General features: G+C 37.9%; 23 protein-coding genes, 1 other RNA gene and 1 other annotated feature. Of the genes, 15 read left to right on the top strand and 9 right to left on the bottom strand.

Features of this window, described 5'->3' with window-relative positions:
* Nucleotides 1–30: 30 nt before the first annotated feature.
* Nucleotides 31–777 carry a DUF975 family protein gene (locus PI20285_RS06420; RefSeq protein WP_057772370.1) on the bottom strand — a complete coding sequence of 249 codons (747 nt, stop codon included), beginning with the start codon at nt 775–777 and terminating at the stop codon, nt 31–33.
* Between the two features lie 133 nt (nt 778–910).
* Here PI20285_RS06420 and PI20285_RS06415 point away from each other — a divergent pair, with 133 nt between their 5' ends.
* The 5 genes from PI20285_RS06415 to PI20285_RS06395 all read left to right on the top strand — a co-directional run bounded on the left by PI20285_RS06415 (nt 911) and on the right by PI20285_RS06395 (nt 6,602).
* Nucleotides 911–1,882: a DUF2785 domain-containing protein gene (locus PI20285_RS06415; protein ID WP_057772371.1), complete on the top strand. Its 972-nt coding sequence runs from the start codon at nt 911–913 to the stop codon at nt 1,880–1,882.
* A 15-nt stretch (nt 1,883–1,897) separates the two neighbouring features.
* On the top strand, nt 1,898–2,938 hold the full coding sequence (locus PI20285_RS06410) for a zinc-binding alcohol dehydrogenase family protein (protein ID WP_057772373.1): 1,041 nt from the start codon (nt 1,898–1,900) through the stop codon (nt 2,936–2,938).
* Between the two features lie 83 nt (nt 2,939–3,021).
* Nucleotides 3,022–4,134, top strand: coding sequence for a D-alanine--D-alanine ligase family protein (locus PI20285_RS06405; protein ID WP_057772375.1), 1,113 nt, complete (start codon nt 3,022–3,024; stop codon nt 4,132–4,134).
* 104 nt (nt 4,135–4,238) lie between these two features.
* Nucleotides 4,239–6,005: a glycerophosphodiester phosphodiesterase gene (locus tag PI20285_RS06400; RefSeq protein ID WP_057772377.1), complete on the top strand. Its 1,767-nt coding sequence runs from the start codon at nt 4,239–4,241 to the stop codon at nt 6,003–6,005.
* 39 nt (nt 6,006–6,044) lie between these two features.
* Entirely contained in the window at nt 6,045–6,602 is a 558-nt protein-coding gene (locus tag PI20285_RS06395; RefSeq protein WP_057772379.1) for a DNA-3-methyladenine glycosylase I, read from the top strand.
* Nucleotides 6,603–6,662: 60 nt separating this feature from the next.
* On the opposite strand, the gene PI20285_RS06390 is transcribed toward PI20285_RS06395, so the two are convergent.
* The 5 genes from PI20285_RS06390 to PI20285_RS06370 form a co-directional block, all read right to left on the bottom strand.
* Nucleotides 6,663–7,136, bottom strand: a complete 474-nt coding sequence (locus tag PI20285_RS06390; protein WP_057772381.1) for a universal stress protein — start codon at nt 7,134–7,136, stop codon at nt 6,663–6,665.
* 82 nt (nt 7,137–7,218) lie between these two features.
* Nucleotides 7,219–7,500, bottom strand: a complete 282-nt coding sequence (locus PI20285_RS06385) for a hypothetical protein (RefSeq protein WP_057772383.1) — start codon at nt 7,498–7,500, stop codon at nt 7,219–7,221.
* 83 nt (nt 7,501–7,583) lie between these two features.
* Nucleotides 7,584–7,771: non-coding RNA, 6S RNA (gene ssrS, locus PI20285_RS06380), on the bottom strand.
* Nucleotides 7,772–7,823: 52 nt separating this feature from the next.
* The gene (locus PI20285_RS06375) at nt 7,824–9,098 is read right to left on the bottom strand and encodes a replication-associated recombination protein A (RefSeq protein WP_057772385.1); all 1,275 of its coding nucleotides are present in this window, start codon (nt 9,096–9,098) and stop codon (nt 7,824–7,826) included.
* 9 nt (nt 9,099–9,107) lie between these two features.
* Entirely contained in the window at nt 9,108–9,614 is a 507-nt protein-coding gene (locus PI20285_RS06370; protein ID WP_245080544.1) for a YueI family protein, read from the bottom strand.
* Nucleotides 9,615–9,675: 61 nt separating this feature from the next.
* Here PI20285_RS06370 and PI20285_RS06365 point away from each other — a divergent pair, with 61 nt between their 5' ends.
* Nucleotides 9,676–10,266, top strand: coding sequence for a DUF1054 family protein (locus PI20285_RS06365; RefSeq protein ID WP_057772389.1), 591 nt, complete (start codon nt 9,676–9,678; stop codon nt 10,264–10,266).
* 55 nt (nt 10,267–10,321) lie between these two features.
* Here the strand turns inward: PI20285_RS06365 and rpsD are convergent, their stop codons facing one another.
* Together rpsD and PI20285_RS06355 are read right to left on the bottom strand one after the other, a co-directional pair.
* Nucleotides 10,322–10,930, bottom strand: a complete 609-nt coding sequence (rpsD, locus tag PI20285_RS06360; RefSeq protein ID WP_057772391.1) for a 30S ribosomal protein S4 — start codon at nt 10,928–10,930, stop codon at nt 10,322–10,324.
* 192 nt (nt 10,931–11,122) lie between these two features.
* Nucleotides 11,123–11,593 carry a GAF domain-containing protein gene (locus tag PI20285_RS06355; protein ID WP_057772392.1) on the bottom strand — a complete coding sequence of 157 codons (471 nt, stop codon included), beginning with the start codon at nt 11,591–11,593 and terminating at the stop codon, nt 11,123–11,125.
* A 161-nt stretch (nt 11,594–11,754) separates the two neighbouring features.
* Here PI20285_RS06355 and ezrA point away from each other — a divergent pair, with 161 nt between their 5' ends.
* From ezrA to mreD, 9 genes are all read left to right on the top strand, one after another.
* On the top strand, nt 11,755–13,464 hold the full coding sequence (gene ezrA, locus PI20285_RS06350) for a septation ring formation regulator EzrA (RefSeq protein ID WP_057772394.1): 1,710 nt from the start codon (nt 11,755–11,757) through the stop codon (nt 13,462–13,464).
* A 218-nt stretch (nt 13,465–13,682) separates the two neighbouring features.
* Entirely contained in the window at nt 13,683–14,834 is a 1,152-nt protein-coding gene (locus PI20285_RS06345) for a cysteine desulfurase family protein (protein WP_057772396.1), read from the top strand.
* Nucleotides 14,835–15,061: 227 nt separating this feature from the next.
* Nucleotides 15,062–16,279, top strand: coding sequence for a tRNA uracil 4-sulfurtransferase ThiI (thiI, locus tag PI20285_RS06340; protein ID WP_057772398.1), 1,218 nt, complete (start codon nt 15,062–15,064; stop codon nt 16,277–16,279).
* 94 nt (nt 16,280–16,373) lie between these two features.
* Nucleotides 16,374–16,880 carry a peroxiredoxin gene (locus tag PI20285_RS06335; protein WP_057772400.1) on the top strand — a complete coding sequence of 169 codons (507 nt, stop codon included), beginning with the start codon at nt 16,374–16,376 and terminating at the stop codon, nt 16,878–16,880.
* A 25-nt stretch (nt 16,881–16,905) separates the two neighbouring features.
* Nucleotides 16,906–17,115 (top strand) — a binding site (T-box leader).
* Nucleotides 17,116–17,156: 41 nt separating this feature from the next.
* On the top strand, nt 17,157–19,820 hold the full coding sequence (locus PI20285_RS06330) for a valine--tRNA ligase (RefSeq protein WP_057772401.1): 2,664 nt from the start codon (nt 17,157–17,159) through the stop codon (nt 19,818–19,820).
* Between the two features lie 89 nt (nt 19,821–19,909).
* The gene (locus tag PI20285_RS06325; RefSeq protein WP_057772404.1) at nt 19,910–21,229 is read left to right on the top strand and encodes a bifunctional folylpolyglutamate synthase/dihydrofolate synthase; all 1,320 of its coding nucleotides are present in this window, start codon (nt 19,910–19,912) and stop codon (nt 21,227–21,229) included.
* 41 nt (nt 21,230–21,270) lie between these two features.
* Nucleotides 21,271–21,933, top strand: a complete 663-nt coding sequence (radC, locus tag PI20285_RS06320) for a RadC family protein (RefSeq protein WP_057772406.1) — start codon at nt 21,271–21,273, stop codon at nt 21,931–21,933.
* A 143-nt stretch (nt 21,934–22,076) separates the two neighbouring features.
* Complete coding sequence (gene mreC, locus PI20285_RS06315) at nt 22,077–22,922, top strand: rod shape-determining protein MreC (RefSeq protein WP_057772408.1); 846 nt, start codon at nt 22,077–22,079, stop codon at nt 22,920–22,922.
* A 24-nt stretch (nt 22,923–22,946) separates the two neighbouring features.
* Nucleotides 22,947–23,492: a rod shape-determining protein MreD gene (gene mreD / locus PI20285_RS06310; protein ID WP_057772409.1), complete on the top strand. Its 546-nt coding sequence runs from the start codon at nt 22,947–22,949 to the stop codon at nt 23,490–23,492.
* A gap of 81 nt (nt 23,493–23,573) precedes the next feature.
* On the opposite strand, the gene PI20285_RS06305 is transcribed toward mreD, so the two are convergent.
* Nucleotides 23,574–25,001, bottom strand: coding sequence for an ISNCY family transposase (locus PI20285_RS06305; RefSeq protein WP_158694979.1), 1,428 nt, complete (start codon nt 24,999–25,001; stop codon nt 23,574–23,576).
* Nucleotides 25,002–25,066: the final 65 nt, after the last annotated feature.

Genomic DNA, 25,066 nt, shown 5'->3' with positions numbered 1-25,066 from the left:
AATTCAAGCTACACTTTTTTTAATTTCATATTAGGCTTCAACCAAATGTTTGTAAAAGGCACTGTAAACACCTTGAGAGTAAGGAACGTACCAGATAAAGCCAATTCCAAAACTGACCCAGCATAAGAGATACCAACCAATTAGGCTTAGTTTTAGAGTGAAAAGCTCAAATTTATGACCCATCATCAATTTTCGGCTCATTGTAATACAATCGATGTATTCAATGCGATCACCATTTCCAGAAGCTAACTGGTCCTTATAAATTAAATAGGATTGAGAGTAGGCAAAGTATTTAACGATTCCTGGAATGATAAATAATAAGGTCCACAGGAACTGAAAAATAAATTGTAAAATAAAAATGGCTAATGTTGGAATGAAATAACGCTTGGTAAATACTTGAAAGGCTCCTTTAATAGGGGAAAACTGTAGTTCAGGTTTCCTTAGCCAATCAAGAAACGTGTAGTTAATTCCAACGCCAATAAAGGTCAGCAATGCACCACGTAGAAAATTCCAAACTTCACTGTGGGTACCAGAGGAAGTCATTTCATCGTAGAATTTGGAACCAGCAGAATTATTGCCCCATGAACTCGGATTGAAAATATCAGGATGTTTACTTACTAAGTAGAGAAAAGTTAAAATAAAAATGGAAACGATAAATCCGGCAAGGGCTTGAAGAATTATAGGGACAAGGGCAGTCAAAGAGGCCTGACCCCAATGTCCTTTAAAAGTTTGTTTCACTTCGCGTTTTAATTGACGGCGAATTTGATGGTTTGACATGTTGTTTGCTCCTTCTCTTTTTATCTATTCTAACATTAATGGTTAGTTTGACAATAATTGTAAGATAGCTTTGTTAGGGATTCCATCTTAAGGCGTGGTAAAATGAGTTATTACTTACGAGGAGAATGGTGCTATGAAAGAAGTTGAATCAGTTCGTACGCAGCTTCAAGGGCTACGCGCAAAATTGCAAAGTGGTGAGATCTATCAGTCATTGATTTCTGAAGTGGATAATGTCATTAAATCCATTAAACCTACGGAACCGACTGAGGTCATTTTACCGGACGATCAAGATGGTATTCAAGATCTCATTGAATCACTAAGAGAGCAATTAAGTTCACACAAATTAGAAGAAATTAGTGATTCTGATTTAACCCAACTGTTTCAACATATTGGGTCACCAAATTTGTTTATTAGAGATAAGGGCATTTATTTTTTATTCAGTGATATTATCCAGCAACAAATTACATCTAAAAAACAACTTAAAATGATTTTTAAATACTTAATCAGGGATGAAAGTTTGTTTCCACACATTACAGAACCGCAAAATGATGCTGTTTTTCAGCGCTCATTTAGTGTGATGTTTTTGTCGACTTTACTTTATATCGATCGTGCGGGTTCTGATTTTATTGATGATGAGAGTAAAAATTCACTGGTTGATCAGTTGCTTACCTACATTGCAATGGAAACAGACACACGTGGTTATGTAGGTGAAAACGGCTGGGCACACGCCTACACGCACATTGGCAATGTTTTAGATGAATTAGCTGTCGATAAAAGCTTAGTCCGGGCAGATAAACTTTTAATGCTGACAGTCTTAATTGGCCGGTATAAACAACTGGGTACTCCTTTAATTTTTGGTGAGCCAGAACGCTTGGCGGGATATATTGCTGATTTAACAAAGCAAAATAAATTGTATAGTGATTTTCTTTTATTGATTTTAAAAAATTGGCGTCATGAACTAGTTTCGATTCAAACTAAAGAAGATGAACAAATGTGGACACGTTTATATAATCGCCAGCATTTGTTGCAATCATTGGTTTTGAATCCCGAAATGCCAAAAGAAATAACTACTTATTTAAACGAAGAAAATGATTTTCGATTCTAAAGGAGCAAAGAAACAATGAATGAACAGAGACAAGCAATTGGTTTTTACAAAGGATTACCGATTGAAGATTCAAATAGCTTAATTGATTTAAAAGTACCTCAACAGAAAGCAACTGGCCGTGATATATTGGTCAAAGTTGAAGCGGTCTCTGTTAATCCCGTTGATACAAAAACCCGCCAACATCATCCAGAAACAAAGGAACCCACAATCATTGGTTTTGATGCATATGGAACAATTGAAGAAGTTGGTGATCAAGTCACTGGATTTTCAGTTGGAGATTCCGTTTATTATGCCGGAACCAATCAACGTCCAGGAAGTAATCAAGCTTATCAGTTAGTGGATTCCCGTTTGGTTGCACATGCACCACAGAAAATTAGTGGAGAAGAAGCAGCGGCAATGCCGTTAACTAGTCTAACGGCATGGGAAGCCTTGTTTGAACGAATGCCGCTTATTGCCAAAAAGGATGCCAATCGTGGGCAAACGGTTTTGATTATTAATGGCGCTGGTGGAGTCGGATCGATTGCAATTCAGCTAGCAAAATGGGCTGGATTGACTGTTGTCACAACAGCATCTCGACCTGAAACAGTGGAATGGGTCAAGAAGATGGGCGCAGATATTGTGCTGGATTATCATCAATCACTTGAAGAGCAATTAAAAGCGCAAAACGTGCATACGATCAAATTTGGATTAATTTTGCAATCACCTGACGTGTATTTGCCCCAGCTTGCTAACTTAATTGCACCTGAGGGCTATATTACAGCGATTGTAGAAAATGAGAAGCCTTTACCAATGGGCGGATTATTGAAGGCAAAGAGCATTACATTTGTTTGGGAGTTTATGTTTACCAAAAGTATTTACCAAACTGATGATATGGATTCACAAGGTAAAATTTTACATCAAGTTGCGAAACTCCTGGATCAAAAAGAAGTGCGGTCAACACTCACCCTGACCTTAAAAGGAATCAATGCACAAACCTTAAGAAGAGCGCATGAGTTAGTAGAAAGTAACAAGATGATCGGAAAAATTGTGGTGACAGGCGGTTTTAATACGAAATAAATTGGGTATCAAAGTTTTTTTCTGTAGAAATCCATGGTACAATTTAGATTCAAGACAAAATCTATATGATAGGATGAGATTTTATGAGGACGGAAAAAAAGATTCACGTTGGCTTGCTATTTGGTGGTAATTCATCTGAACATGATGTTTCGAAACGATCTGCACATAACATTTATGATGCAATGGATAAAGATCGTTACGAGATCAGTTTGTTCATGTTTACCAAGGATGGCTATTTATTAAGTGATGCTTCATCAAGAAGAATTTTTGATGGCGAATCAGAAGAAAAGGTTGTCAAAGAGGCTATTCAAACGGTCGATGAAGGCAATCCGTTGTCACCTATTTTAAACTTAGGTGAACAACGCGATATTGACGTATATTTTCCAATTATTCATGGTAATTTGGGGGAAGACGGAACTATTCAAGGTCTTTTACGTTTGTTGAAGAAGCCTTACGTAGGAAGTGGTATTTTAGGGTCAGCAATCTCGTTTGATAAGGATACAACGAAACAGATTTTGACACATAATGGTATCCGGAACACAAAGTATGTGGTCATTACACCTGAAAACCGGACAGAATATTCCTATGAGGTGTGTCGTGACTTATTGGGCGAGCTTATGTTTCTAAAGCCTGCTAACCAAGGATCTTCAGTCGGAATTCACAAGGCTACTAATGCACAGGAATTTGAAGATGGCTTAGATGATGCTTTCCGATATGATTTTAAGGTTTTGGTCGAGCAATCTATTGAGCAACCAGAAGAAGTTGAGGTTTCAATTTTAGGAAATCGTGCGCCTAAGGCTTCTAAAGTGGGTCGAATTGTGGTTCCTAAGTCAGATACGTTCTATGATTATAACAATAAATTTGTGGATGCTAGTGGGGTTCATTTTGAATTACCAGCTAGCATTTCGCCAGAGCTTGCTCAAGAAGTTCAACAAATGGCGCTTGATGCCTTTCGAGTTCTTGGGTGTTGTGGATTGGCTCGAATTGATTTCCTAGTTGATCATGATCAAGTACCTTACTTGAGCGAAATTAATACGTTGCCAGGATTTACCAACATTAGTTTATATCCTCAGTTATGGGAAGTTTCAGGGATTAGTTATGAGAAACTAATTGATCAACTGATTGATTTAGCGTTCGAAGAATTTCAACGGCGTTCAAAGATTCATTATGATTTCACGCCACTTGATGCAGAATAATAAAAACCGCCTTTTTGGCGGCTTTTTATTTGGTAAAATTTTATTTGGACGTTTAGTTCACGTAACGGCGGTGGTAAAATTGAAATCGTAGGGGAGGAGCAAAAATGAAAAAGTTCTTTTTTCAAGATTATCGACGCATCAAACAATTAGTTACATACATAATTAACTCAGATGAAAATTTATATTACACAACTTTGACCGTGTTGGTCGGGGTAGTTGCTGGCATCTTACTTGAACATGCACTTTTTTTGTCAGAGAATTTTCTGTTGATTCCTTTAAAAATTCTTTTAGCGATTGCGATTATTTGGGGATTCTTCTCGGGACTATTGGCAGTTTTACTAATGATTATTGGTTTTCAATTAAATCGACCGGTTAGTTTTGAACATTTACGTCATTTATTAAAGCGGTTGTTTGAAAAAAATTGGTTTATGACGGTGGCCTATTTTTTGTTTTATGCAGTGATCACCATACCTTTGGGCGGATTTGGTTTTTCAACAGTGATTCTTGCGCATCTTCCAACAACGATGACTCTTCAAAACTTTATTTTTGCCAATCGATGGATAATGGGATCAATATTTGGGTTGCTTTATATAGGATTGTGTTGGGTAGCGTTACGTTTAATTTTGGCCTTGCCAGCCATGGTGAGTCGCAGATGTTCCTTAACACAAGGAATTCGCCTTAGTTGGCAGTTAACCAAACGAAAAGCAGTTAAAATGTTAGGCAAAATTCTGTTAATTGCCATTCGTGTTTCGATACCAATTGCTATTTTTGGTGGCATTGGATTGTGGGGATTATCTCAATTAAATCAACGGATACAATCGATTCCAATCGGGATAATGTTAATGGTTTTGGCAATTTCGTTTGCAGAACTTTTATTTGTCTGGTGGTTTTTGGTATTTTCAACCGGATTTTTGTCTGAGTTGAATAAGTGGGTGACAGATGCAAATTTGCCGCTTTCGAAAGTGCCTGTTTTTCAAAAAAAAGCCCATGTTTATCGAAAATGGGAGCTGAAACAAATCCAACAAATTGGATTATCATTATTAGGGCTTTTATTACTAATCACGCCAACCTATGCTTACTTTTCAATTCATATAAATGATAGTCATCCTTTAAAGATGCTTACGATTTCTCATCGGGGAGTAAGCGATCGAAATGGTGTGCAAAATACTGTGATGGCTTTGAGAAAAACCCATCGGTTGCATCCGGATTATGTTGAAATGGATATACGTGAAACAAAAGACAATCAGTTTGTGGCGATGCATGATTCGAATTTAAAACATTTAGCTGGCAGAAATGTGGCCGTAAGTGACCTTACTTTAAAAGAATTAACGCACACCACATTGCGCGAAAATGGGTATCAAACTAAGGTTAGTAGCTTTTCCGAGTATCTTAAAGTAGCTCATCGGATTCATCAACCACTAATTGTGGAAATTAAGCCAAGTCATGGAGATTCCGCGGATTTAGTGGAAAGATTTAACAAGGTTTATGGGAAAAGTTTGCAACAACACGGTGACAAGGTTCATTCGCTTGATGCCGATTTTATGATGCAGCTTAAAGATAAAAGTCCAAAATTAAAGACAGGAATTATTACACCATTCAACATTGCAAGGATTCCTAAGAATTCAGCTAATTTTTACTCATTGGAGTTTCACACGCTAAATCGACAGTTTGTTCAGCAGGCTTGGGCCAAACACAAACAAGTATTTGTTTGGCCAGCGGATGGGACGTCTTCAATAAAACGAATGCTGGCCCTTCGAGTAGATGGAATCATTACTAATCACCTAAGCCGGTTACAATATATTCTTAAAACTAAAAATTGGCAGCAACTCATGCAGTATGAAGTTCTAAATAATTTAATCGAGTTGTGGTAAAAAGGCGAATCTTATTTATACCAAGAAAGGGGACCAAATATGATTCGCTGTTTATGGAGTACCAAGAATGCCCAGTTAATGCAATATCACGATCTTGAGTGGGGCATTCCCGTTTTGGAGTCAAAGAAGTTATTTGAATGTTTTGCTTTAGAAATCTTTCAAGCTGGTTTAAATTGGTCGACTGTTCTAAAACGGCGAGAAGATTTGCGGAATACTTTATCGAGTTTTGATCCATTTTGTCTTTGTGAGTATTCGGATACCGAAATTCAGCAGGTAATAGCGGATTCTGCGGTAATTCGTAATCCACGGAAGATTCATGCCGTTTTTCATAATGCGAATGTGGTAGCGCAATTGCCTACGACTTTTTCGGATTACATGTGGCATTTTGTGGATTTCGAGCCAATCCGTTGTCCAAGTACTTTTATGAATAGTGAAGAGGCTCAGATGTTGTTAGCCAAACGAGTTGTTCGCCAAATGAAACAGGACGGATTTGTTTTCGTAGGGCCTAAGAATATATATGCTTTTTTACAAGCAGCGGGGTTGATAAATGATCACGAAGTTTCTTGTTTTCGTTATCATGATCTGGCAATTTTATAAGTAAATAAAGAGTGATCAACCATTTTAGTGGCTGATCACTCTTTATTTACTTATAAAATTTTACTTGGTGAGCTTAACGGGTTGGTTTTCTAAATCGGATCGCACAACCAAGACGTCACAAATTGCAGTTCGGGTGACATACTCGGTTACTGAGCCAATTAGGAGACGTTCCACGGCATTCAGACCGGTTGCACCAATCATAATAAGATCGGTGTGCAACTGTTTAGGCATGTCGTTTGCGATCACAACTTTTGGTGCGCCGTATTCAATCGAATAGTCAACGTTTTGCAAACCCTTATCTTTTGCTTCTGAAATATATTTATCAAGGGTTGTCTTTGCTGTTTCTGTGACTTGTTCTACCATGGCTGTATCAAAGCTCGAAATGTTTTGAAAAGCACGGGTATCGACAACGTGCACCAAATGTAATTCGGCACCGTCGTTTCGTCTGGCCACAGCCACGGCTTTTTCAAAAGCCAATTCAGCTTCTTGTGATCCATCTACTGGAACCAAAATATGTTTATATTGTTGTGTCATATAAATCACCTCTCCAACTTTATAACTTCATTTTACGTTAAATTCACTAAAATAAAAAGAAAAAAGAGCGTTTCCTTTTTTGCTAAGGCATAAAATGGGTTAAACCCAGCAAAATACCAGTGGATGTACAACAGCCAAGGAGTAAGATAATGCAGATTAAGATAATTACATGCGTCCAGGCTACGACAAAAGCAATAATTGCCATTAAGCAAAGAGCAATGCCGCCAATGCGTAAAAGCTCTTGAAGGGCAGGCTGGTTTGTTGGATCGAAGAGTAAAAACGGTCGTTGCTGATGCCGATAAAGGTAAACACCAATTGTGCCTAATAGGATTGCAAAAAGGACCATAAGGATTGAAATTATCATGAGCATTCCTCCTCTCAATAGAATGATTTTTATGGATTTATTTAAACTAAACAAAAAGGGATTAGCACGTAATGTCCTAATCCCGAAACCCTTTGTGGTGCCGTTAATCGTTTCTCAGTGAAAGCCCGCAAGTATATTAGCGGTGGGACCGATTGATCTGACTTTAAGTTTCCTAATTAAAGGCCTACATGCCATCAAATACCCTCAGTCCCTATACAAATTATTTGAACGGCAGTACATAAATGAAACAACGCGTACACCAAAGAAATTTCACTCTTATTCTAGCATGAGTGATTAAAGAATTCAATTTTTAAGTAATCAAATTAATCCCGTTGGGCATGAAGCAAACGCTCATACTGAGCGCCTAAAGCCTGTTCAAATTTACCATTTTGCTTAGGTTCATAGTAATTTGCAGATTTTATATTGTCTGGTAAATACTGTTGTTTGACCCAATCATTTGGGTAGGCATGCGCATATTTATAATTATTTCCATGTCCAAGCTTAGCAGCACCTTTGTAGTGCGCGTCTTTTAAATCAGCCGGAATGTCACCATAATTGCCAGTTTTTACCTCTTCCAAAGCGGCATCCATCGCGGAAATTCCGGAATTAGATTTTGGCGACAAACAAAGTTCGATAACGGCGTCAGCCAAAGGAATTCTGGCCTCTGGAAAGCCTAACTTTTCCGCAGCCTGCACAGCAGTAACGGTGCGCGCACAAGCAGAGGGATTGGCTAGTCCAATGTCTTCATAAGCGATAACCATTAGTCGGCGCGTGATACTTGGAAGATCACCAGCCTCGACCAGACGGGCCATGTAATGGAGAGCTGCATTAACATCACTACCTCGAATAGATTTTTGGAAGGCAGAAATGACATCATAATGAGCATCGCCGTTTTTATCTTGAGTAAGAGCCTTTTTTTGCAAACATTCTTCAATGATGGCAAGGGAGATTTTGATACTCCCATTTTTGTCGGCCGTTGTTGACTTAACAGCGAGTTCTAAACCATTTAGAGCGCTTCTCAAGTCACCATTAGTTGAATGAATCAAAAAATTCATTGCAGGTTTTGTAACCGTAACTTTTAATTTTCCAAGGCCATTTTCTGAATCAGTTAACGCACGATCAATGGCTTGTTTAATGTCATCAGCTGCTAAAGGATGGACTTCAAAGATTTGAGTTCGACTTCTAATGGCTGGATTAATTGAAATGTAAGGATTCTCAGTGGTTGCTCCAATTAAAATGATGCGACCACTTTCTAGATGAGGTAACAGGAAATCTTGCTTAGTTTTATCGAGACGGTGTATTTCATCAAGCAGTAAAATTACTGTACCGCTCATTTTTGCTTCTTCAGCCACAATTTGCAGGTCCTTTTTTGAATCTGTAGCCGCATTAAGTTTACGAAAAGCATACTGTGTAGAGCCAGCAATTGCGCTGGCAATACTAGTTTTCCCAGTGCCTGGTGGTCCATATAAGATCATCGAAGAAAGTAATTTTGCTTTGACCATTCGTGAGATTATTTTGCCCGAGCCAACTAATTGTTGTTGGCCCACGACATCTTCAATTTTTTTAGGACGCATTCGGTACGCTAAAGGTTGTTGCATGATAAACTCCTATTTAAGAAAACTATTTTTCAATTTATCTAACAAAGATTCTGATTTTTCTGGTTTGTCGTCTGCTGCTTTTGATGGTTGGAAACTAGCAACGTCTACATCCTGAATATTTATTGATTCTTTTGCGGCTAGAACCAAAGCTAATCCTTCGTCGGTAGTTGTGTATATATCATCAGTTTTTATCGTAAACTTTAAAGAAATCTGACTGGCCACCTTCATATAAGGGCCTATCAATTCCTGCGAGACATTACCGTTAATTAATAATTGGTAATCAGGATGTTTTTTAAGCTCCTGGATAAATGTATCTTGGTATTGGGTTGATTTAATTTGCCCAACTGACATGGTTATGGCGACACGCTCTCTAAAAGTTCCCAGATATTTGCGTTGCTCATCCGGATTGAGCTTGGGGGTGCCATGAGTAGCATCTTGTAGACGTGTATTAACGTCATTGGAATTATTAGTCATTGCGCTCACAATCCTTTCTAGATAGTATAATAAGTATAGCATTTTGGGGAGATTCAATCTTGTATTAAGTTTAAAGGAACACAAGGAAAGTGGGAGACTAGAAATGTTTAGTGATCAGTTATTTTCTGTTTTTGATGAGTCAGATGTAGAAAAACGCCTTGCATTAATTCGTGAACAGGTTGATCCGTATTTTGAAGAAATTGGGCAGCAAGTTATGCCTATTTTAAATCAAGATGGACATGAATATCGTGCCTTTATAGCCAAACACGCGCGGCGTCATATTAATCCGCCAATGAATACTTGGGTAGCGTTTGCCGAACGAAAGCGGGGTTATAAAATGATTCCGCATTATGAAGTGGGAGTTTGGGATGACCGGTTATTTGTGTGGCTGGCCTTTGAAACCAACATTAAAGAGCGTAAAGAGATAATTGGAAAGTTAAAACAAACGCAAAGTAGTTTTCTTCAATTAGGGCAAGTGTTTGTGTTATCAAATAATCACATGACCAAAAACCAGATGCAGTTAACCAGTACGAATTACAAGAATCTACTGTCTAGCTATGAGAATAAAAAACAATCTGAATTTTTGATTGGTCGGTGGATTTCAAAAGAAGAGTTACGTTTAATGAATAAGCAAGAAATTACAGATTTTATCAACAAAACTATTCAGTCTCTGACAGAAATCTGGGACAAATAAAAAAGCGTTCGGAAAAATTCCGAATGCTTTTTTTAAACAAACCATAATTGAAAAATTAAAGTTTGTTGTAGTATTCAACGATTAATGATTCGTCGATATCAGCTTCTAATTCGTCACGTTCTGGGAGACGAGTTAATGAACCTTCCAACTTATCAGCATCAAATTGAACGAATTGAGGACGACCAACAACAGCTTCAACAGCTTCGCCAATAATCTTCAAATCTTTTGATTTTTCACGAACACTAACAACTTGTCCAACTTCAACTTCATAAGAAGGGATGTCAACACGTTTGCCATCAACCGTGATATGACCATGGTTAACTAACTGACGTGCTTGACGACGAGTTGTAGCCAAACCTAAACGATAAACAACGTTATCAAGACGACGTTCGAGCATAATCATGAAGTTAACACCATGTTTACCTTCATTGATCTTACCAGCACGTTTGAATAAGTTTGAGAATTGACGTTCAGTTAAACCGTACATCATACGCAACTTTTGTTTTTCGTGAAGTTGTTGACCATACTCTGAAATGTTACGACGATTGTTTTGGCCGTGATCACCAGGTGCATATGGGCGACGAGCTAATTCTTTACCAGTACCACTTAAAGAAATACCTAAGCGGCGAGAAATTTTCCAACTTGGACCTGTATAACGAGACATAAAGTATATCCTCCAATATTTTTGTTGGAGTAAAATAATCCGATTGCGAGTTTAGTATTCGTGCAGACTGTTTTGCAATTCTCACCTTTGCAGCCGCAGGTTACTAATTGAACCAAATAAATGGCACCAGTCTGTTGACGAGCTTACCACTCGCCGCTGCATTATTTTACACAATGAACAGTTTACAACAAGTTAAGCAGGCATGTCAACGTGAGACAAGAAGACAGCAGCAAAACTTTCTAATTCTTCTTGATTATCAGCCGAAAAACGGTCCAAAGATTGGGAGTCAATATCTAAAACGCCAATTTTCTTACCATCTTTGATCAATGGAATGACAATTTCAGAGTTGCTAGCGCTGTCGCAGGCAATGTGACCAGCGAATTCATGGACGTTAGCTACGCGTTGAACTTCTTCAGTTGAGATGGCTGTCCCACATACACCACTACCATTGGCAATGTGCATGCAGGCTACGTTTCCTTGGAAGGGTCCGAGGACTAACTCATCAGCTGATTTATCATATTGATAAAATCCGGCCCAATTAATATCTGAGTAACTAGATTTTAAGAGGGCGGTCGCGTTGGACATGTTAGCGATTAAATTAGTTTCACCATATAAAAGAGCGTCTAACTGTTGATTCATTAACGAAAGTGTTTTTTGTGTCATGAGAAATTCCTCCATATTGAACTAGAAATATAAAAATCACATAGTGAAACAGCGAAATCCTATGCTATAATTTAACTTGGGTCTTATTTTATATTGAAAAAAACAAGAAAGCAACAAAATTCATTTTTAAATGAAAAATGACGTAAAAGGATGGGGTTCTCATGTTGGGTGTATTAATTGGTATAATCGTGGTCGCAATTCTTATATATGTAGGAATTGTTCTCTATCAGCGATATTTATTAAAACAAATCACGGATCTTTTAAATAAGAAAAATGATTTAATGGATTTACCCGTTGCAAGTGATCTTGATGAAGTTGGCAACTTAAATTTGGCGGGTTCTTCCTTAGAAGAATACCAAAATCTGCAAGATGATTATCGTAACGTCAAGAATAACAAGTTTCCTGAAATTGATGAGTTAGCTGAAACTGGACAACAAAATGTGAATGACATGAAGATCTTTGATGCGCGCTCTGATGTTGCGGGAGTTAAAGATGCTATTCAAGTTATTCAATCTGAATCAGATCGAATTCAGGCTGCTTTGGATCAAATCAAGCAGGAGAGTGAAGACCAACAAAATGAAGTGAAAGTCTTACGTCACAAGTATCAAGAATTAAGAAAGACACTTTTAGCCAAAAATATGACCTATGGACCAAGCATTGATATGTTAAATGATAACTTGCAACGTTTGGAAAGTGCTTTTGAAAATTTTGCGCAAACTGTTGAAAGTGGCGATCATAAAAAAGCTGAAGGACAGTTACAACAATTACAAAGTAATACAAAGAATTTAGAGAGTGAATTAACCGCAATTCCAGATCTATACATTCAATTAAATGAGAACTTTCCTGGTCAGTTGGACGAAATCAAAAATGCGTATACCCAGCTAATTAACCATAATTATGCGTTCTCTGATGAAAAAATCCCTGATGATATAGATGACATTTCTCAAAAGATTGCTGAAAACCTGGACACACTTGGCAATTTACGTTTGGATGCCGTAAAAGGCAATAACGAAACTATTTCCAATCGAATTGATAATCTTTATGATGTTATGCAGACTGAAATCGATGCACGTACCGATGTTGACAGTGGCTTTCAAAAAATTGCTGAATATATTGAACATGCTGAAAAGCAAAGTCATACCTTACTAATTGAAATCGATCGTCTAAGCCAAAGCTACGTTTTAAATGGTAGCGAAGATGATCAAGCACATGATCTCGAAACGCAGTTACAAGATATTCGTAACGAACATGATCAGGATGCGGAAGCAATTACGAATCAGCCTGTTATTTATTCAGAAATTCTTCAAAGAATGCATGAAGAAAATGATCAGTTAGATGATATTGAATCCAAACAAACAGCGATTAATGACAGTATTCAAAAATTAATCGAAGAAGAAAAAGATGCTAGAAGAACATTACGTCAGTTTGACCTAGAGATCCATGAAATAAAGCGACATATTGAAAACCTTAATTTGCCTGGAATTTCACCAAGCTACATGGATTACTTTTTTGTTGTTAGTGATGAAATTGAAAAGCTTTCGTCAAGTATGAATCAAGTTAAGATTGATATGAAACAAATTGATCAGCAACTAGGTATGATTGATAAGGATATGCAGTCATTAGCAAAGAAGACGACAGAACTTACAGACAATGCGGCCTTGAGCGAACAGATTATTCAGTACACGAATCGTTATCGTCACAGTAATGAAGCCGTTGATAATGCCAGTACGCGGGCCCAAAAGTTATTTGATGAGGATCATGATTATGCCCAGAGCTTGAGTGTGATTAGTCGGGCATTAGAAGCTGTTGAACCTGGCATGGTAGAAAAATTAACTGAGAGTTATCAAAATCAAAAGAGTACCCAGTTTTAGGAATAAATAAAAATAAAAACGGTAATGAGAATCAGATTTAATTCTCATTACCGTTTTTTTTGTTTTAAGTTGGTTATATACGAATTTTTTGTGTTTAAGCCAGTTATTGAGTATCATAGATAAGGTCGTTGTAATGATCTTGTTCAACACTGAATGGATTGTTATAATTAGAAATGGTTTTGACGGGCATCAAGCTCAATAATAGTGGGAGAAATAGAATGATTTATTTTGATAATAGTGCAACAACTAAAGTTGCTCCTGAAGTTTTACAGACTTACCAAACTGTGAGTGAAAAAATATGGGGGAACCCTTCAAGTTTACACAATATGGGTGAACTTGCATTTAATTTGCTAGAACAGTCACGAAAACAAATTGCTGATCTCTTAAATGTTAAACCGCACGAGATATTTTTTACAAGTGGCGGCACAGAAGGAGACAACTGGGTAGTGAAGGGAACTGCTATTGAAAAACGTGCTTTTGGTAAGCACCTGATTACGACGGCAGTTGAACATCCTGCAATTACTAACAGTATGGAACAGCTTAAACAGTTAGGCTACGAGATTACTTATTTACCCGTGGACAAAGAGGGCCGTATTTCTATTCAAGATTTAAAGGATGCCATTAGACCGGATACAATCCTGGTTTCAATCATGGCTGTGAATAACGAAATAGGAACTTTGCAACCAATTCAAGAAGCGGCGGAAGTCTTAAAAAAATATCCAAAGATTCATTTTCATATTGATGCTGTGCAAGGTATCGGAAAAGGGCTTCAATCTCAGATTTTTAATGATCGGGTTGATTTTATTACCTTTTCAGGACATAAATTTCATGCGCCACGGGGAATTGGTTTTATTTACGCACGTGAAGGCCGTCGCATAGCGCCATTAATGACCGGTGGTGGTCAGGAAAAGAATCAACGGAGTGGCACAGAAAACTTGCCTGCTATTGCTGGAATGGCAAAAGCATTGCGCCTCCTTCTCCAAGATGAGAAGAAAAATGTTCAACAGCAACAAACGGTTAAAGAAGCAATTTATGATCATGTGAGCAAATTTGAAAACGTCACAATGTTTAGTCATCGAAATGACGGTTTTGCACCTCATATTCTTTGTTTTGCAATTAAAGGAGTTCGGGGCGAAACAGTTGTGCATGCGTTCGAAAAAAACAATATTTTCATTTCAACAACGAGTGCTTGTTCTTCCAAAAAACAGGTTGAATCTAGCACACTCGCTGCAATGAAAACACCTGAAGATATTGCCACAAGTGCAATTCGAGTAAGTTTGGATGCTGATAATACGGTGGTAGAGGCTCAGGAATTTAATCGAGTATTTGATAAATTGTATGCAGAGTTTTCGAAGCTGAATAAGGGTTAATAGGAATGAAAAGGGCCAGTCCGACAAGCCATGGTAATGGCGTAGATCGGATGGACATCCGTGTTGAAAATAGGATTTTGCGAGAGCAAAATAGCCGTTGAAATTGAAAAGGAGCCAGTCCGACAAGCCATGATAATGGCGTAGATCGGATGGACATCCGTGTTGAAGATAGGATTTTGCGAGAGCAAAATAATCATTGATGAAATTGAAAAGGAGCTACTCACAATATGCAGTATTCAGAAATCATGGTTCGTTACGGCGAACTGTCCACAAAGGGGAAAAATCAAAAAGATTTTGTTAGCCGCTTGGGTGGAAATATCCGCAAGAGCCTTCATAACTTTCCGAATCTTGAAATTTATCCTAAGCGTGATCGTACGCACGTTACCTTAAATGGTGAAGATTCAGCAGCCGTTATTGAACGTTTAAAACAAGTTTTTGGAATTCAAAATTTTTCTCCAGCCCTCAAAGTAGAGCGAAACCTTGAGGCCATTCATAATGGCGTGTTGGAAATGATGAATGAACAGTTAAAACCTGGGATGACGTTTAAAATTAATACACGCCGTTCAGATCATAATTTCGAAATGGACACAAATACGCTTAATGATGATTTAGGAGGATTTGTGTTAGACCATTTTCCCAAAGGAATAGTTAAAATGCATCAACCAGACTTGATTTTACGAGTCGAAGTGAGAAATAACGGTGTGTTTCTTTCTAGTGAGACGATTCAAGGTGCTGGTGGATTGCCAGTTGGAACCGCAGGCAAAGGAATGATGATGCTGTCTGGCGGGATTGATTCTCCAGTTGCTAGCTATCTGGGGATGAAACGTGGTGTGGATATGGAAATGGTTCATTTCTTTAGTCCGCCATACACAAGTGAACAAGCACTGGCCAAGGCCAAGGAGTTAACCTCCAAATTAGCTGCTTATTCAGGAAGCTTACAATTCATTCAGGTACCATTTACAAAAATTCAAGAAGAAATTAAAGAAAAAGTGCCAGAGGGTTACTTGATGACCGTTCAACGCCGGATGATGTTGAGAATTGCTGTGGCAATTGCGAAGAAGCGTGGGGGAAAGGCAATTTTTAATGGGGAATCATTAGGCCAAGTTGCTTCCCAGACAATGGAGAGTATGGAAGCCATAAATGATGTGACCAATATGCCAATTTTGCGCCCAGTGGTCTCTTTAGACAAAACTGAAATTATTAAACAAGCAAAAGAGATTGGTACTTATGATTTATCGATTTTGCCATTTGAAGATTGTTGTACAATTTTTGCACCACCAGCACCAAAAACAAGACCAGATACTGAGCGGACTCGTTATTATGAAAAGCGAATTGATGTTGATGCCTTAATGCAAGAGGCTCTTGATGGAATTCAAGTAAGTGAAATTAAGCCAGATCAAAACTTCTTAAACAAGAATGAAGATGTTTTTGCAGAATTGCTTTAAAATTAGCTTTTTTTGATTGATTGTTTTTCTCGAATGGGTTATGTTTAACTTAATCTTTTGATAGTCAATTTACGAAATTTGAGGAGTGATGAGTGTGGATGTTTTAAATGGCGGAGAAAAGGTTGCCCTTGTTGGTAATCCTCCTGAAGTTGGTGAACCATTACCTAAGTTCAAATTATTTAACGGTGAAAATCAAAAAATTAAGACTAAAGATTTCATCGGTAAACCAACATTAATTAGTACAGTTCCGGATTTAAATACCCGCGTTTGCAAAATTGAAACCAAAAAATTCAATCAGCAAGCAGATCATTATCCATCCGTTCGTTTTGTGACGGTTTCAAATAATTCAATTGCTGAACAAAAAGCATGGTGTGCAGCTGAAGGCGTTCAAAATTTGGAAGTTTTATCGGATGAAGAGTTGTCTTTAGGCTATGAGATGAATCTTTATATTCCAAATGATGGCTTCTTAGCACGATCAATTTTCATAATTGATGCTGAAGGTAAAATTGTGTATCGTCAAATTGTGCCAGAAATTCATGACGAACCAAATTATATTGAAGCTTTAGAAGTTGTGAAAAAATATGCGACCGACGTTGACTAATTCGTAATTATTGGCTAAAATGCTTATACAGGCAAAGAACAATAGGGGAATCTTGAGTTAAAACAGAGAGAAAATGTAAGCTGAGAGTTTTCAACGAGAGACCTTGTAGATTGTGAGCTGCTACTCTGAAATAGTTAGTAAGAGTAGCCGGAAATTTTTTAATTCCGTTAAGAAAAAACTGAGTGGGGTTAAATACCCAAATTAGGTGGTACCGCGAAACATATTCGTCCTTTTGTTAAGGATGGGTATGTTTTTTTGTGTAGAAAGGACGATACAATGACAGAAAAAAAAGAAATGTCAACTAAGTATGATCCCAAGGCTGTTGAGCAGGGAAAGTACCAACAATGGTTAGACCAAGGACTGTTTAAGCCAAGCGGCGATAAAAAAGCTAAACCATATTCAATTGTTATTCCACCGCCAAATGTGACAGGAAAATTGCATCTGGGCCATGCTTGGGATACAACTTTACAAGACATGTTAATTCGGCAAAAACGGATGCAAGGATATGATACTTTATGGATGCCCGGAATGGATCACGCCGGAATTGCCACACAGGCTAAAGTTGAAGCTAAATTGCGAGAACAAGGGATTACTCGGTACGATTTAGGTCGTGAAAAGTTCATTAAACAAGTATGGGAATGGAAAGATGAATATGCTGATGTTATTCATAAGCAGTGGGCAAAAATGGGTCTGTCCCTAGACTATGCGCGTGAACGCTTTACCCTTGATGAAGGGCTCTCTAAAGCAGTTCGCAAAGTTTTTGTTACTTTGTATAATAAAGGCCTGATTTATCGTGGTGAGTATATTATCAACTGGGATCCACAAGCTAGAACAGCCCTTTCTGATATTGAGGTTATTCATAAGGATGACAAGGGTGCTTTTTATCATGTAAAATATCCATTTGTTAATCCTGATGATACATTCAATGGCAAACATTACATCGAAATTGCGACTACTCGGCCCGAAACCATGATGGGTGATACGGCTGTTGCGGTTCATCCGAGTGACGAACGTTATAAAGATCTTGTTGGTAAAGAGCTCGTTTTGCCTTTGCAAGGGCGTCATATTCCCATTATTGCTGACCAATATGTAGATCCAGAATTTGGAACTGGAATGGTAAAAATTACGCCTGCTCATGACCCTAACGATTTTAATGTCGGTAATCGTCATGACTTGGCACGAATTAATACAATGAATGAAGACGCTACAATGAATAGTAACGCCGGTAAGTACGAAGGGATGGATCGTTTTACTGCACGTAAAGCAATGGTGAAAGATTTAGATGATCAAGGTTATTTAATATCGATTGATCCAATTGTGCATAGTGTTGGCCATTCAGAACGGACTGGTGTGCAAGTTGAAGCTCGTTTATCTACGCAATGGTTCGTTAAAATGAAAGATTTATCCAAATTAGCTTTGGATAACCAAAAATCCGATCAAAAAATTAACTTTGTTCCAGAACGGTTTGAACATACCTTTACGCAGTGGATGGAAAATGCGCATGACTGGGTTATTTCTCGTCAGTTGTGGTGGGGTCATCAGATTCCAGCGTGGTATAACAAGGAGACTGGTGAAACTTACGTTGGTGAAACAGCTCCTAAAGATATCGAAAATTGGGAACAGGATTCCGATGTCTTGGATACTTGGTTCTCTAGTGCTCTTTGGCCATTTTCAACGATGGGTTGGCCAGATGAGGATGCACCGGATTATAAACGCTATTTCCCAACAAGTACACTAGTAACTGGTTATGATATTATTTTCTTCTGGGTTTCTAGAATGATTTTCCAAAGTCTTGAGTTTACCGGAAAAGCACCATTTAAGGACGTCTTATTGCATGGCCTGATTCGTGATGAACAAGGTCGTAAAATGAGTAAATCGGTGGGCAATGGAATTGATCCAATGGATGTGATTGATAAATACGGGGCAGACGCCTTACGTTGGTTCCTGTCACAGGGATCAACAGCTGGACAGGATATTCGGTTTAGTTACGATAAGATGGATGCTGCCTGGAACTTTATTAATAAAATTTGGAATGCCAGCCGTTACGTTATTATGAATCTGGGTGAAATGACTGAACCTGTCCTTCCTGATGAAAAAGAATGGAACCTAACTGACAGGTGGATTTTGAGTCGTTTGAATACTACAGTTCAACAAGTTACGCATTTCTTTGATACGTATGAATTCGGTGAAGCCGGTCGTGCCCTTTATACCTTTATTTGGGATGATTTCTGTGATTGGTATATCGAAATGAGTAAAGAGGTTTTGACGGGTGATGATGAAACGGCCAAAGCAAACACACGAAATATTTTGGCTTATATTTTAGATCAAACGTTACGACTTTTGCACCCAATTATGCCATTCGTAACCGAAGAACTTTGGCAAGCAATGCCACACAAAGGTAAATCAATTGTGACAGCTGCTTATCCAACTGTGCATGAGGAAATGAGTAATGCTAAAGCTGAAGACGATATGGGGCATTTGATTGATCTAATCAAAGCGGTCCGCAATATTCGCGCTGATGCAAATGCACCAATGTCTAGTTCTGTAGATCTGCTTGTAAAGACCGATAACGCTAATTTGAAGGCTTTATTTGAAAATAATCAGGACTATATTGAACGGTTCTGTCATCCAGCTAAGTTTGAAGTGGGTGCTAATTTAGACATTCCTAAGTTAGCAATGTCAGCTGTGATTACGGATGCTGAGGTTTATATTCCTTTAGCAGAATTAGTTGATCTAAAAGAAGAGGCCGCTCGTCTTCAAAAAGAAGTCGAAAAGTATATGAACGAAGTTAACCGCTCTGTCAAAAAACTAAGCAACGAACGCTTTGTTGCTAATGCTCCTGATGACGTTGTTGAAAGCGAACGTCAAAAACAAGCCGATTATCAATCTAAATTGGCAGCAACTCAGGAAAGACTGGAAACAGTCCAAAACGCAGAGTAGGGTTGTACTAAGAAATTTTTAAAAAAAGAGACGCGATCAAAACTTAACCGTTTGTTCGGTCTCTTTTTTATTTTTCAGGAGGTATTAAAATGGCAGAAATAAGTACTTATGAAGAAGCAGTGTCATTTATTCATGGAAGAACAAAATTTAAAAAAATTCCGACCTTAAAACGAATGCGTACCTTTATGAAAGTGCTTGGAAATCCGCAAGACAAAATCACAGCTATTCATATTGCTGGTACAAATGGTAAGGGTTCAACGCTGACTTTTTTGCGAGGAATACTTCAAGAAACCGGCTATAAAGTCGGCACGTTTACATCACCGTTTTTAGTACGTTTCAATGAACGCATTAGTGTGGATGGTCAGCCAATTGCCGATTCAGAAATCTTAAGACTAGTCCAGAAATTATATCCTGTAATTATGCAACTAGATGAGCAGTTACCCGAAGGTGGGCCTACTGAGTTTGAAATTATAACTGCCATGATGTTTACTTATTTTTCAGAAGGACATGCCGATATCGTGCTGGTGGAGGTTGGCATTGGTGGCTTATTTGATTCAACAAATGTGGTGATGCCAGCAGTCTCTGTGATTACGAATATTGGTTTTGATCACATGAAATTATTAGGTAATACGTTAACAGAAATTGCGACACAAAAAGCAGGAATTATCAAAAAAGGAATTCCAGCAGTGATTGGCAAAATGGATGAAGAAGCTTTAAACGCAATTGAGAAAGTCGCTTCAAGAGAGCACAGTCCTTTGTTATGTTTTGATCGTGATTACCAAGTTAGCAAACGACAATATCAGGATTTATGGTCTCAACGATTTAACTTCGCGACTGATACATTTCAATTTAAGGAATTACGAATCCGAATGCTAGGGGATTATCAGATTAACAACGCAGCGACGGCCGTCCAAGCGTACTTAATATTTATGGGACAAAAAAGCATTCCGGTTCTTGAAAAAAATGTTAAAAATGGTTTGGACAAGGCATTTTGGGCTGGCAGATTTGAACACGTAAATGACCGGCCTCTGGTTGTTCTGGACGGCGCTCATAATGAACCAGCTATGCAAGGACTGACAAATCTTTTGGCCACCCATTTTAAACAAATGGATATCTATGTTGTTATTGCCATCCTAGAGGATAAGCAATTTCATAAAATGATTCAAATTCTCGGAGAATTAAACAATGTCCACATCATTGCCACAACTTTTGAAGGGCCAGGAAAGCGGCACGCTGCAAGTTTGGTAGAGTTGAAAACTAGTGTTAAAACGGTGAACCCGATTCAAACAGAGGAGAATTGGCAACTGGCTATTGCGCACGCAACTCGTGAAATGTCGAGTGATGATCTTCTTTTAATTACTGGGTCGCTGTACTTCATTTCAGATGTTCGTAAATTATTCGTGGAATAATTCAATCTATGCGTACTTTCTTTTAGGGGAGAGTGAATAGGATGGAAAAGTTTAGACAGATTACAGAGTCTCGTAAAGAGTATGATGAAATGAATCAATTTACGAACGAGGAATTGCTACAAATTTTTTTGCAAAATCAGATTGGTGTAAATAAAATTGCTGATGAGATTGGCCAATTTTGGGATGCAGTGCCGGATTTGTCGTTATTTTCGTTATTATATAATTCAGAAAAAAAGACGATTTTTTCTGATTATCCAGAAGTTAATCGGCAGTTTTTGGCGGCAGTTGAACTGGGCCGAAGAATTGAATTAGCTCCGCAAAAGATAGTTGGTGAGATTTTTGGTAGTCGCCAAATTGGTGAAAAGCTTATCAGTATTCAGCGCAGATATCGGCAAGAGCAGCTTATATTGCTATGTTTAAATACCAAGAATAAGATTATTTTTGAAAAGGTAATTTTTAAAGGAAGCTTAAACTCTGCAACGGTTCACCCACGGGAAATCTTTTTTGAGGCTTTAAGAGTGGGAACCAATAAAATTATGGTTACGCACAACCATCCAAGTGGAGAAATTAGCCCCTCTAAACAGGATATTAAATTTACTAAACGTCTAAAGGAATGTGGCATCTTAATGGGCATTGAAGTGTTGAACCATATAATTACTGGTAGTGATAATTATTATAGTTTTGCGGAACAACATTTAATTTAAGCCTTGAAAAATCAGCGTAATTTAATTTCTTAAGGTGTGTTAAATGGTGCAGAACAATATTCTAAGGTGTTTTTTTCTGTGGTATAATACAGATTGTGTTTAAGCGTCATTATGTATCCAAATAATCTTCGGAGGGTCTATCCATGCAAAAGTTTTTTTCGAATCGAAAGTTAGTAATCGCTGTAATCTGTGTGATTATCGCGGTTGGTTTAGTGACCCTATCTGTAACGACTCGAAAAAAGTCTACGACACCAATTATCCAAAAAGTGGGTAATGATGCAGTTGCAGTGGTTGATCGAGTAGTTGCTTATCCAATGAATGCGATTAGTAACACTTCAAAAGCATTAAACTCGATGATTAATACTTATCAAGAAAATGAACGATTAAAAGGAAAAGTGGATCAGCTAGAAGCAGTGCGTTCACGAGATCAAGCTTTAAAACAAGAAAATAAACAGTTAAAGCAACAAGTAAGTTTGAAGAAAACAATGACTGACTATAAATTAGTTGCGGCTACTGTTATTTCACGTGCGCCTTCTTCTTGGCAGAACATTGTAGTGATCAATAAAGGAACTTTATCTGGCATTAAGAAAAACCAATCCGTAGTGGCAGGTGAAGGTCTGGTTGGACGAGTAATCGAAGCTAGCTATTCGACCAGTAAGGTTGAACTAATTAGTGATAGTAGTGACTCAGCAAACCGCTTCGCAATTCAAGTGCAAGATGAAACTGGAAATTCGGTTAATGGGATCGTTACAAGTTTTGATAAAGAAACAAATGAAATTGTGATGGGACAGGTCACGTCAAAAGCTAAGATTTCAAAAGGCACTTTAGTGACAACCTCAGGGTTAGGTGGCGTTACACCCAAGGGATTATATGTTGGTAAAGTTGTTGATACGAAGAAAAATAGCAGCGGTTTAGCTACTGAGGTGTACATCAAACCCGCTGCTGATATGAGTAGTATTAATGTGGTCTCAGTTGCGGAACTGAAGTAATCAATTGGGATGGAGGATACTGCAATGTTACAAAGTGCAAAATTAAAATATATTTTCCCAATTGGATTTTTTCTTTCATTATTTTTGGATGGTTCAATTAATTTAATTTTTTCAGGATCGCTTTTTGCTTATCCCTACTCAATGGTGAGCAATTTGACCATTTTATGGTTGGTGTTGGGCATCTTTTTTGAAGGAGAGACTAACCTCCCGATTGCCACATGGGCAGCTGGTGTAGGGCTTGTGTTTGATTGGTATTATACTGGTGTGTTTGGCGTGAACATGTTCATTCTGCCAGTGATGGTACTTCTTATTCAGTGGGTCAAAGTTTTCTATAAGCCCACGTTTCTTTCGATTCTGTTAACTTTCTTTTTAGCCTTGACCTTGTATGAAAGTGCTTTTTATATCGTTTTTGAAATGGTTCACTATACAACTATTACATCATCGGTTTTTGTGGCGTATAATCTTGCCCCCACATTGGCATTAAATTTATGCTTTTTTGTAATCTTGTATTTGCCAATCAAAAGTCTTTTCCGGCATACGCGGGGAGCTAATTTTAGAAGTATAGATTAAGATTTTAGAAAATTAATTTTGAAAAGCCTGTCAATCGGTAAGGAAAAATGTCTCAATAATCATTGAACATCCTTGTCAAATTTAAATCTCATATGCCATATGATTTGCTCCTTTTTCGGAATACCCAATTGTACGCAAATAGTCGCGATAATTGGCTCTCCTCCATGGGTGGTTCATAGAAGCCTTGGGCTTCTTGTTCTTTGGGGCCATATTAGATGGTTTTTCAATAATAACCTCGAAAGCTGGCGAAACTAAGTCATGATCTGCAAGCGGATGTAAATCAAATATTTGATCTGCATCTGTAGTAGCGTAAAGCTTACCAGTTAAAGTTTTAACGATTAAGACCTTAGTTCGTGGTTTTAAACAAACTAGCTTATCTGATTCAAATAATTGATATTCCTGATTATTTAATTTGACCGTGTGACCAGATGAAATTGAGCGCTCTCGAGTTGTGATTAAAATCTGATCAATTTCTGAAGATGTAAGTTGTTTGTCAAAGCCACTCGTGTTAATTTTAATAGGTAAAGCAAACTTTTGATTGAATTCTTTTACAAATGGGTTGAGGAAGTCGTTAGCTTGCTCAATTGTCGTTGTATTTGCTAGTTTAAGTTCATTTAAAAGTCGGCTTTGTAGTGTTTCAAAAAGGCGTTCAATTCTGCCTTTGGTTTGCGGTATGCTAGTCACTGAGAGTTTGGTTCCCAGTGACTTACACGCATAACCGAATTGAGTGAGTGGGTTTTCCTTCGTTGGAGAATCTGCTTTTTTGTTTGAGTTAAAAACCGTTCTTCGGTCTGTTAAAATCTCATACGGGATTCCAAAAGAAGTCAATATTTGAGCCATAACTTGATAATAAGCGTTTAACGTTTCTTCGGTATCAAAGTAGGCGCCAACAATCGCACCACTATAATCATCAATCGCGGCATGTAGATAAGTCTTTGTATTGCCGAACCAGAGCTCAACCGAGGCATCCATCTGAATAAGTTCACCGGCAAATTTTTTCCTAGCACGTGACGGATGAGCCTTTATTGCTTCCACTGGTTCAACAACTTGTAAGGTCTTTTCGTCACGTTTAGACAAAGCCTGCCGTTGTTCCTTGAGCTTTAATTCTTTGCGTATTTGTCTTTTGGTATTGTGATTAGCTTTGGGTGACAGAACCCGATGGGTTCTAAGTATTCGTCGTAAAGTTGATTCAGAAACTTGAATACCTTCTCTACTTAATAAAAACTCATAGAAATGGGAAATATTGAAGCCTTGGTAATCAGTTTCATACAGCTTAATAATTCGATTGATTTGTTTGGTTGAGATCTTATTCTGTGGCTTTTTGCCAGTATTGCCATGCACAAAGCTAGATTTACCCTTAGTTCGATATTTGATTATTAATCGATCAATTTGTCGTAATGATAGATTTAATTCAATACTAGCTCGACAACGATTCTTTCGTTCATTAACTACTTGCTGAATTACTTGATATTTGTGGTCTTCTTTCACTGTTAAAACAACCTTTCTCATGTTGTCCACCTCCATTAACTATTTTGCCGGAGGTGAAACATATTTGCGAGACATTTTTGCTGACC

Origin of the sequence: Pediococcus inopinatus, from assembly GCF_002982135.1 — a bacterium.
GTDB classification, from domain to species: Bacteria; Bacillota; Bacilli; order Lactobacillales; family Lactobacillaceae; genus Pediococcus; species Pediococcus inopinatus.
This window is presented reverse-complemented; position numbering and strand designations above follow the sequence as displayed.

Excerpts from the sequence above, each read along its gene's own strand:
- PI20285_RS06305 (WP_158694979.1), bottom strand. The coding sequence starts at position 25,001 with ATGAGAAAGGTTGTTTTAACAGTGAAAGAAGACCACAAATATCAAGTA.
- ezrA (WP_057772394.1), top strand. The coding sequence starts at position 11,755 with ATGTTGGGTGTATTAATTGGTATAATCGTGGTCGCAATTCTTATATAT.
- PI20285_RS06385 (WP_057772383.1), bottom strand. The coding sequence starts at position 7,500 with ATGATAATTTCAATCCTTATGGTCCTTTTTGCAATCCTATTAGGCACA.
- PI20285_RS06325 (WP_057772404.1), top strand. The coding sequence starts at position 19,910 with ATGGCAGAAATAAGTACTTATGAAGAAGCAGTGTCATTTATTCATGGA.
- PI20285_RS06405 (WP_057772375.1), top strand. The coding sequence starts at position 3,022 with ATGAGGACGGAAAAAAAGATTCACGTTGGCTTGCTATTTGGTGGTAAT.
- PI20285_RS06390 (WP_057772381.1), bottom strand. The coding sequence starts at position 7,136 with ATGACACAACAATATAAACATATTTTGGTTCCAGTAGATGGATCACAA.
- PI20285_RS06330 (WP_057772401.1), top strand. The coding sequence starts at position 17,157 with ATGACAGAAAAAAAAGAAATGTCAACTAAGTATGATCCCAAGGCTGTT.
- PI20285_RS06395 (WP_057772379.1), top strand. The coding sequence starts at position 6,045 with ATGATTCGCTGTTTATGGAGTACCAAGAATGCCCAGTTAATGCAATAT.
- rpsD (WP_057772391.1), bottom strand. The coding sequence starts at position 10,930 with ATGTCTCGTTATACAGGTCCAAGTTGGAAAATTTCTCGCCGCTTAGGT.
- mreC (WP_057772408.1), top strand. The coding sequence starts at position 22,077 with ATGCAAAAGTTTTTTTCGAATCGAAAGTTAGTAATCGCTGTAATCTGT.
- PI20285_RS06375 (WP_057772385.1), bottom strand. The coding sequence starts at position 9,098 with ATGCAACAACCTTTAGCGTACCGAATGCGTCCTAAAAAAATTGAAGAT.
- radC (WP_057772406.1), top strand. The coding sequence starts at position 21,271 with ATGGAAAAGTTTAGACAGATTACAGAGTCTCGTAAAGAGTATGATGAA.
- thiI (WP_057772398.1), top strand. The coding sequence starts at position 15,062 with ATGCAGTATTCAGAAATCATGGTTCGTTACGGCGAACTGTCCACAAAG.
- PI20285_RS06410 (WP_057772373.1), top strand. The coding sequence starts at position 1,898 with ATGAATGAACAGAGACAAGCAATTGGTTTTTACAAAGGATTACCGATT.
- PI20285_RS06420 (WP_057772370.1), bottom strand. The coding sequence starts at position 777 with ATGTCAAACCATCAAATTCGCCGTCAATTAAAACGCGAAGTGAAACAA.
- PI20285_RS06370 (WP_245080544.1), bottom strand. The coding sequence starts at position 9,614 with ATGCTATACTTATTATACTATCTAGAAAGGATTGTGAGCGCAATGACT.
- PI20285_RS06400 (WP_057772377.1), top strand. The coding sequence starts at position 4,239 with ATGAAAAAGTTCTTTTTTCAAGATTATCGACGCATCAAACAATTAGTT.
- PI20285_RS06355 (WP_057772392.1), bottom strand. The coding sequence starts at position 11,593 with ATGACACAAAAAACACTTTCGTTAATGAATCAACAGTTAGACGCTCTT.
- PI20285_RS06365 (WP_057772389.1), top strand. The coding sequence starts at position 9,676 with ATGTTTAGTGATCAGTTATTTTCTGTTTTTGATGAGTCAGATGTAGAA.
- PI20285_RS06345 (WP_057772396.1), top strand. The coding sequence starts at position 13,683 with ATGATTTATTTTGATAATAGTGCAACAACTAAAGTTGCTCCTGAAGTT.
- PI20285_RS06415 (WP_057772371.1), top strand. The coding sequence starts at position 911 with ATGAAAGAAGTTGAATCAGTTCGTACGCAGCTTCAAGGGCTACGCGCA.
- mreD (WP_057772409.1), top strand. The coding sequence starts at position 22,947 with ATGTTACAAAGTGCAAAATTAAAATATATTTTCCCAATTGGATTTTTT.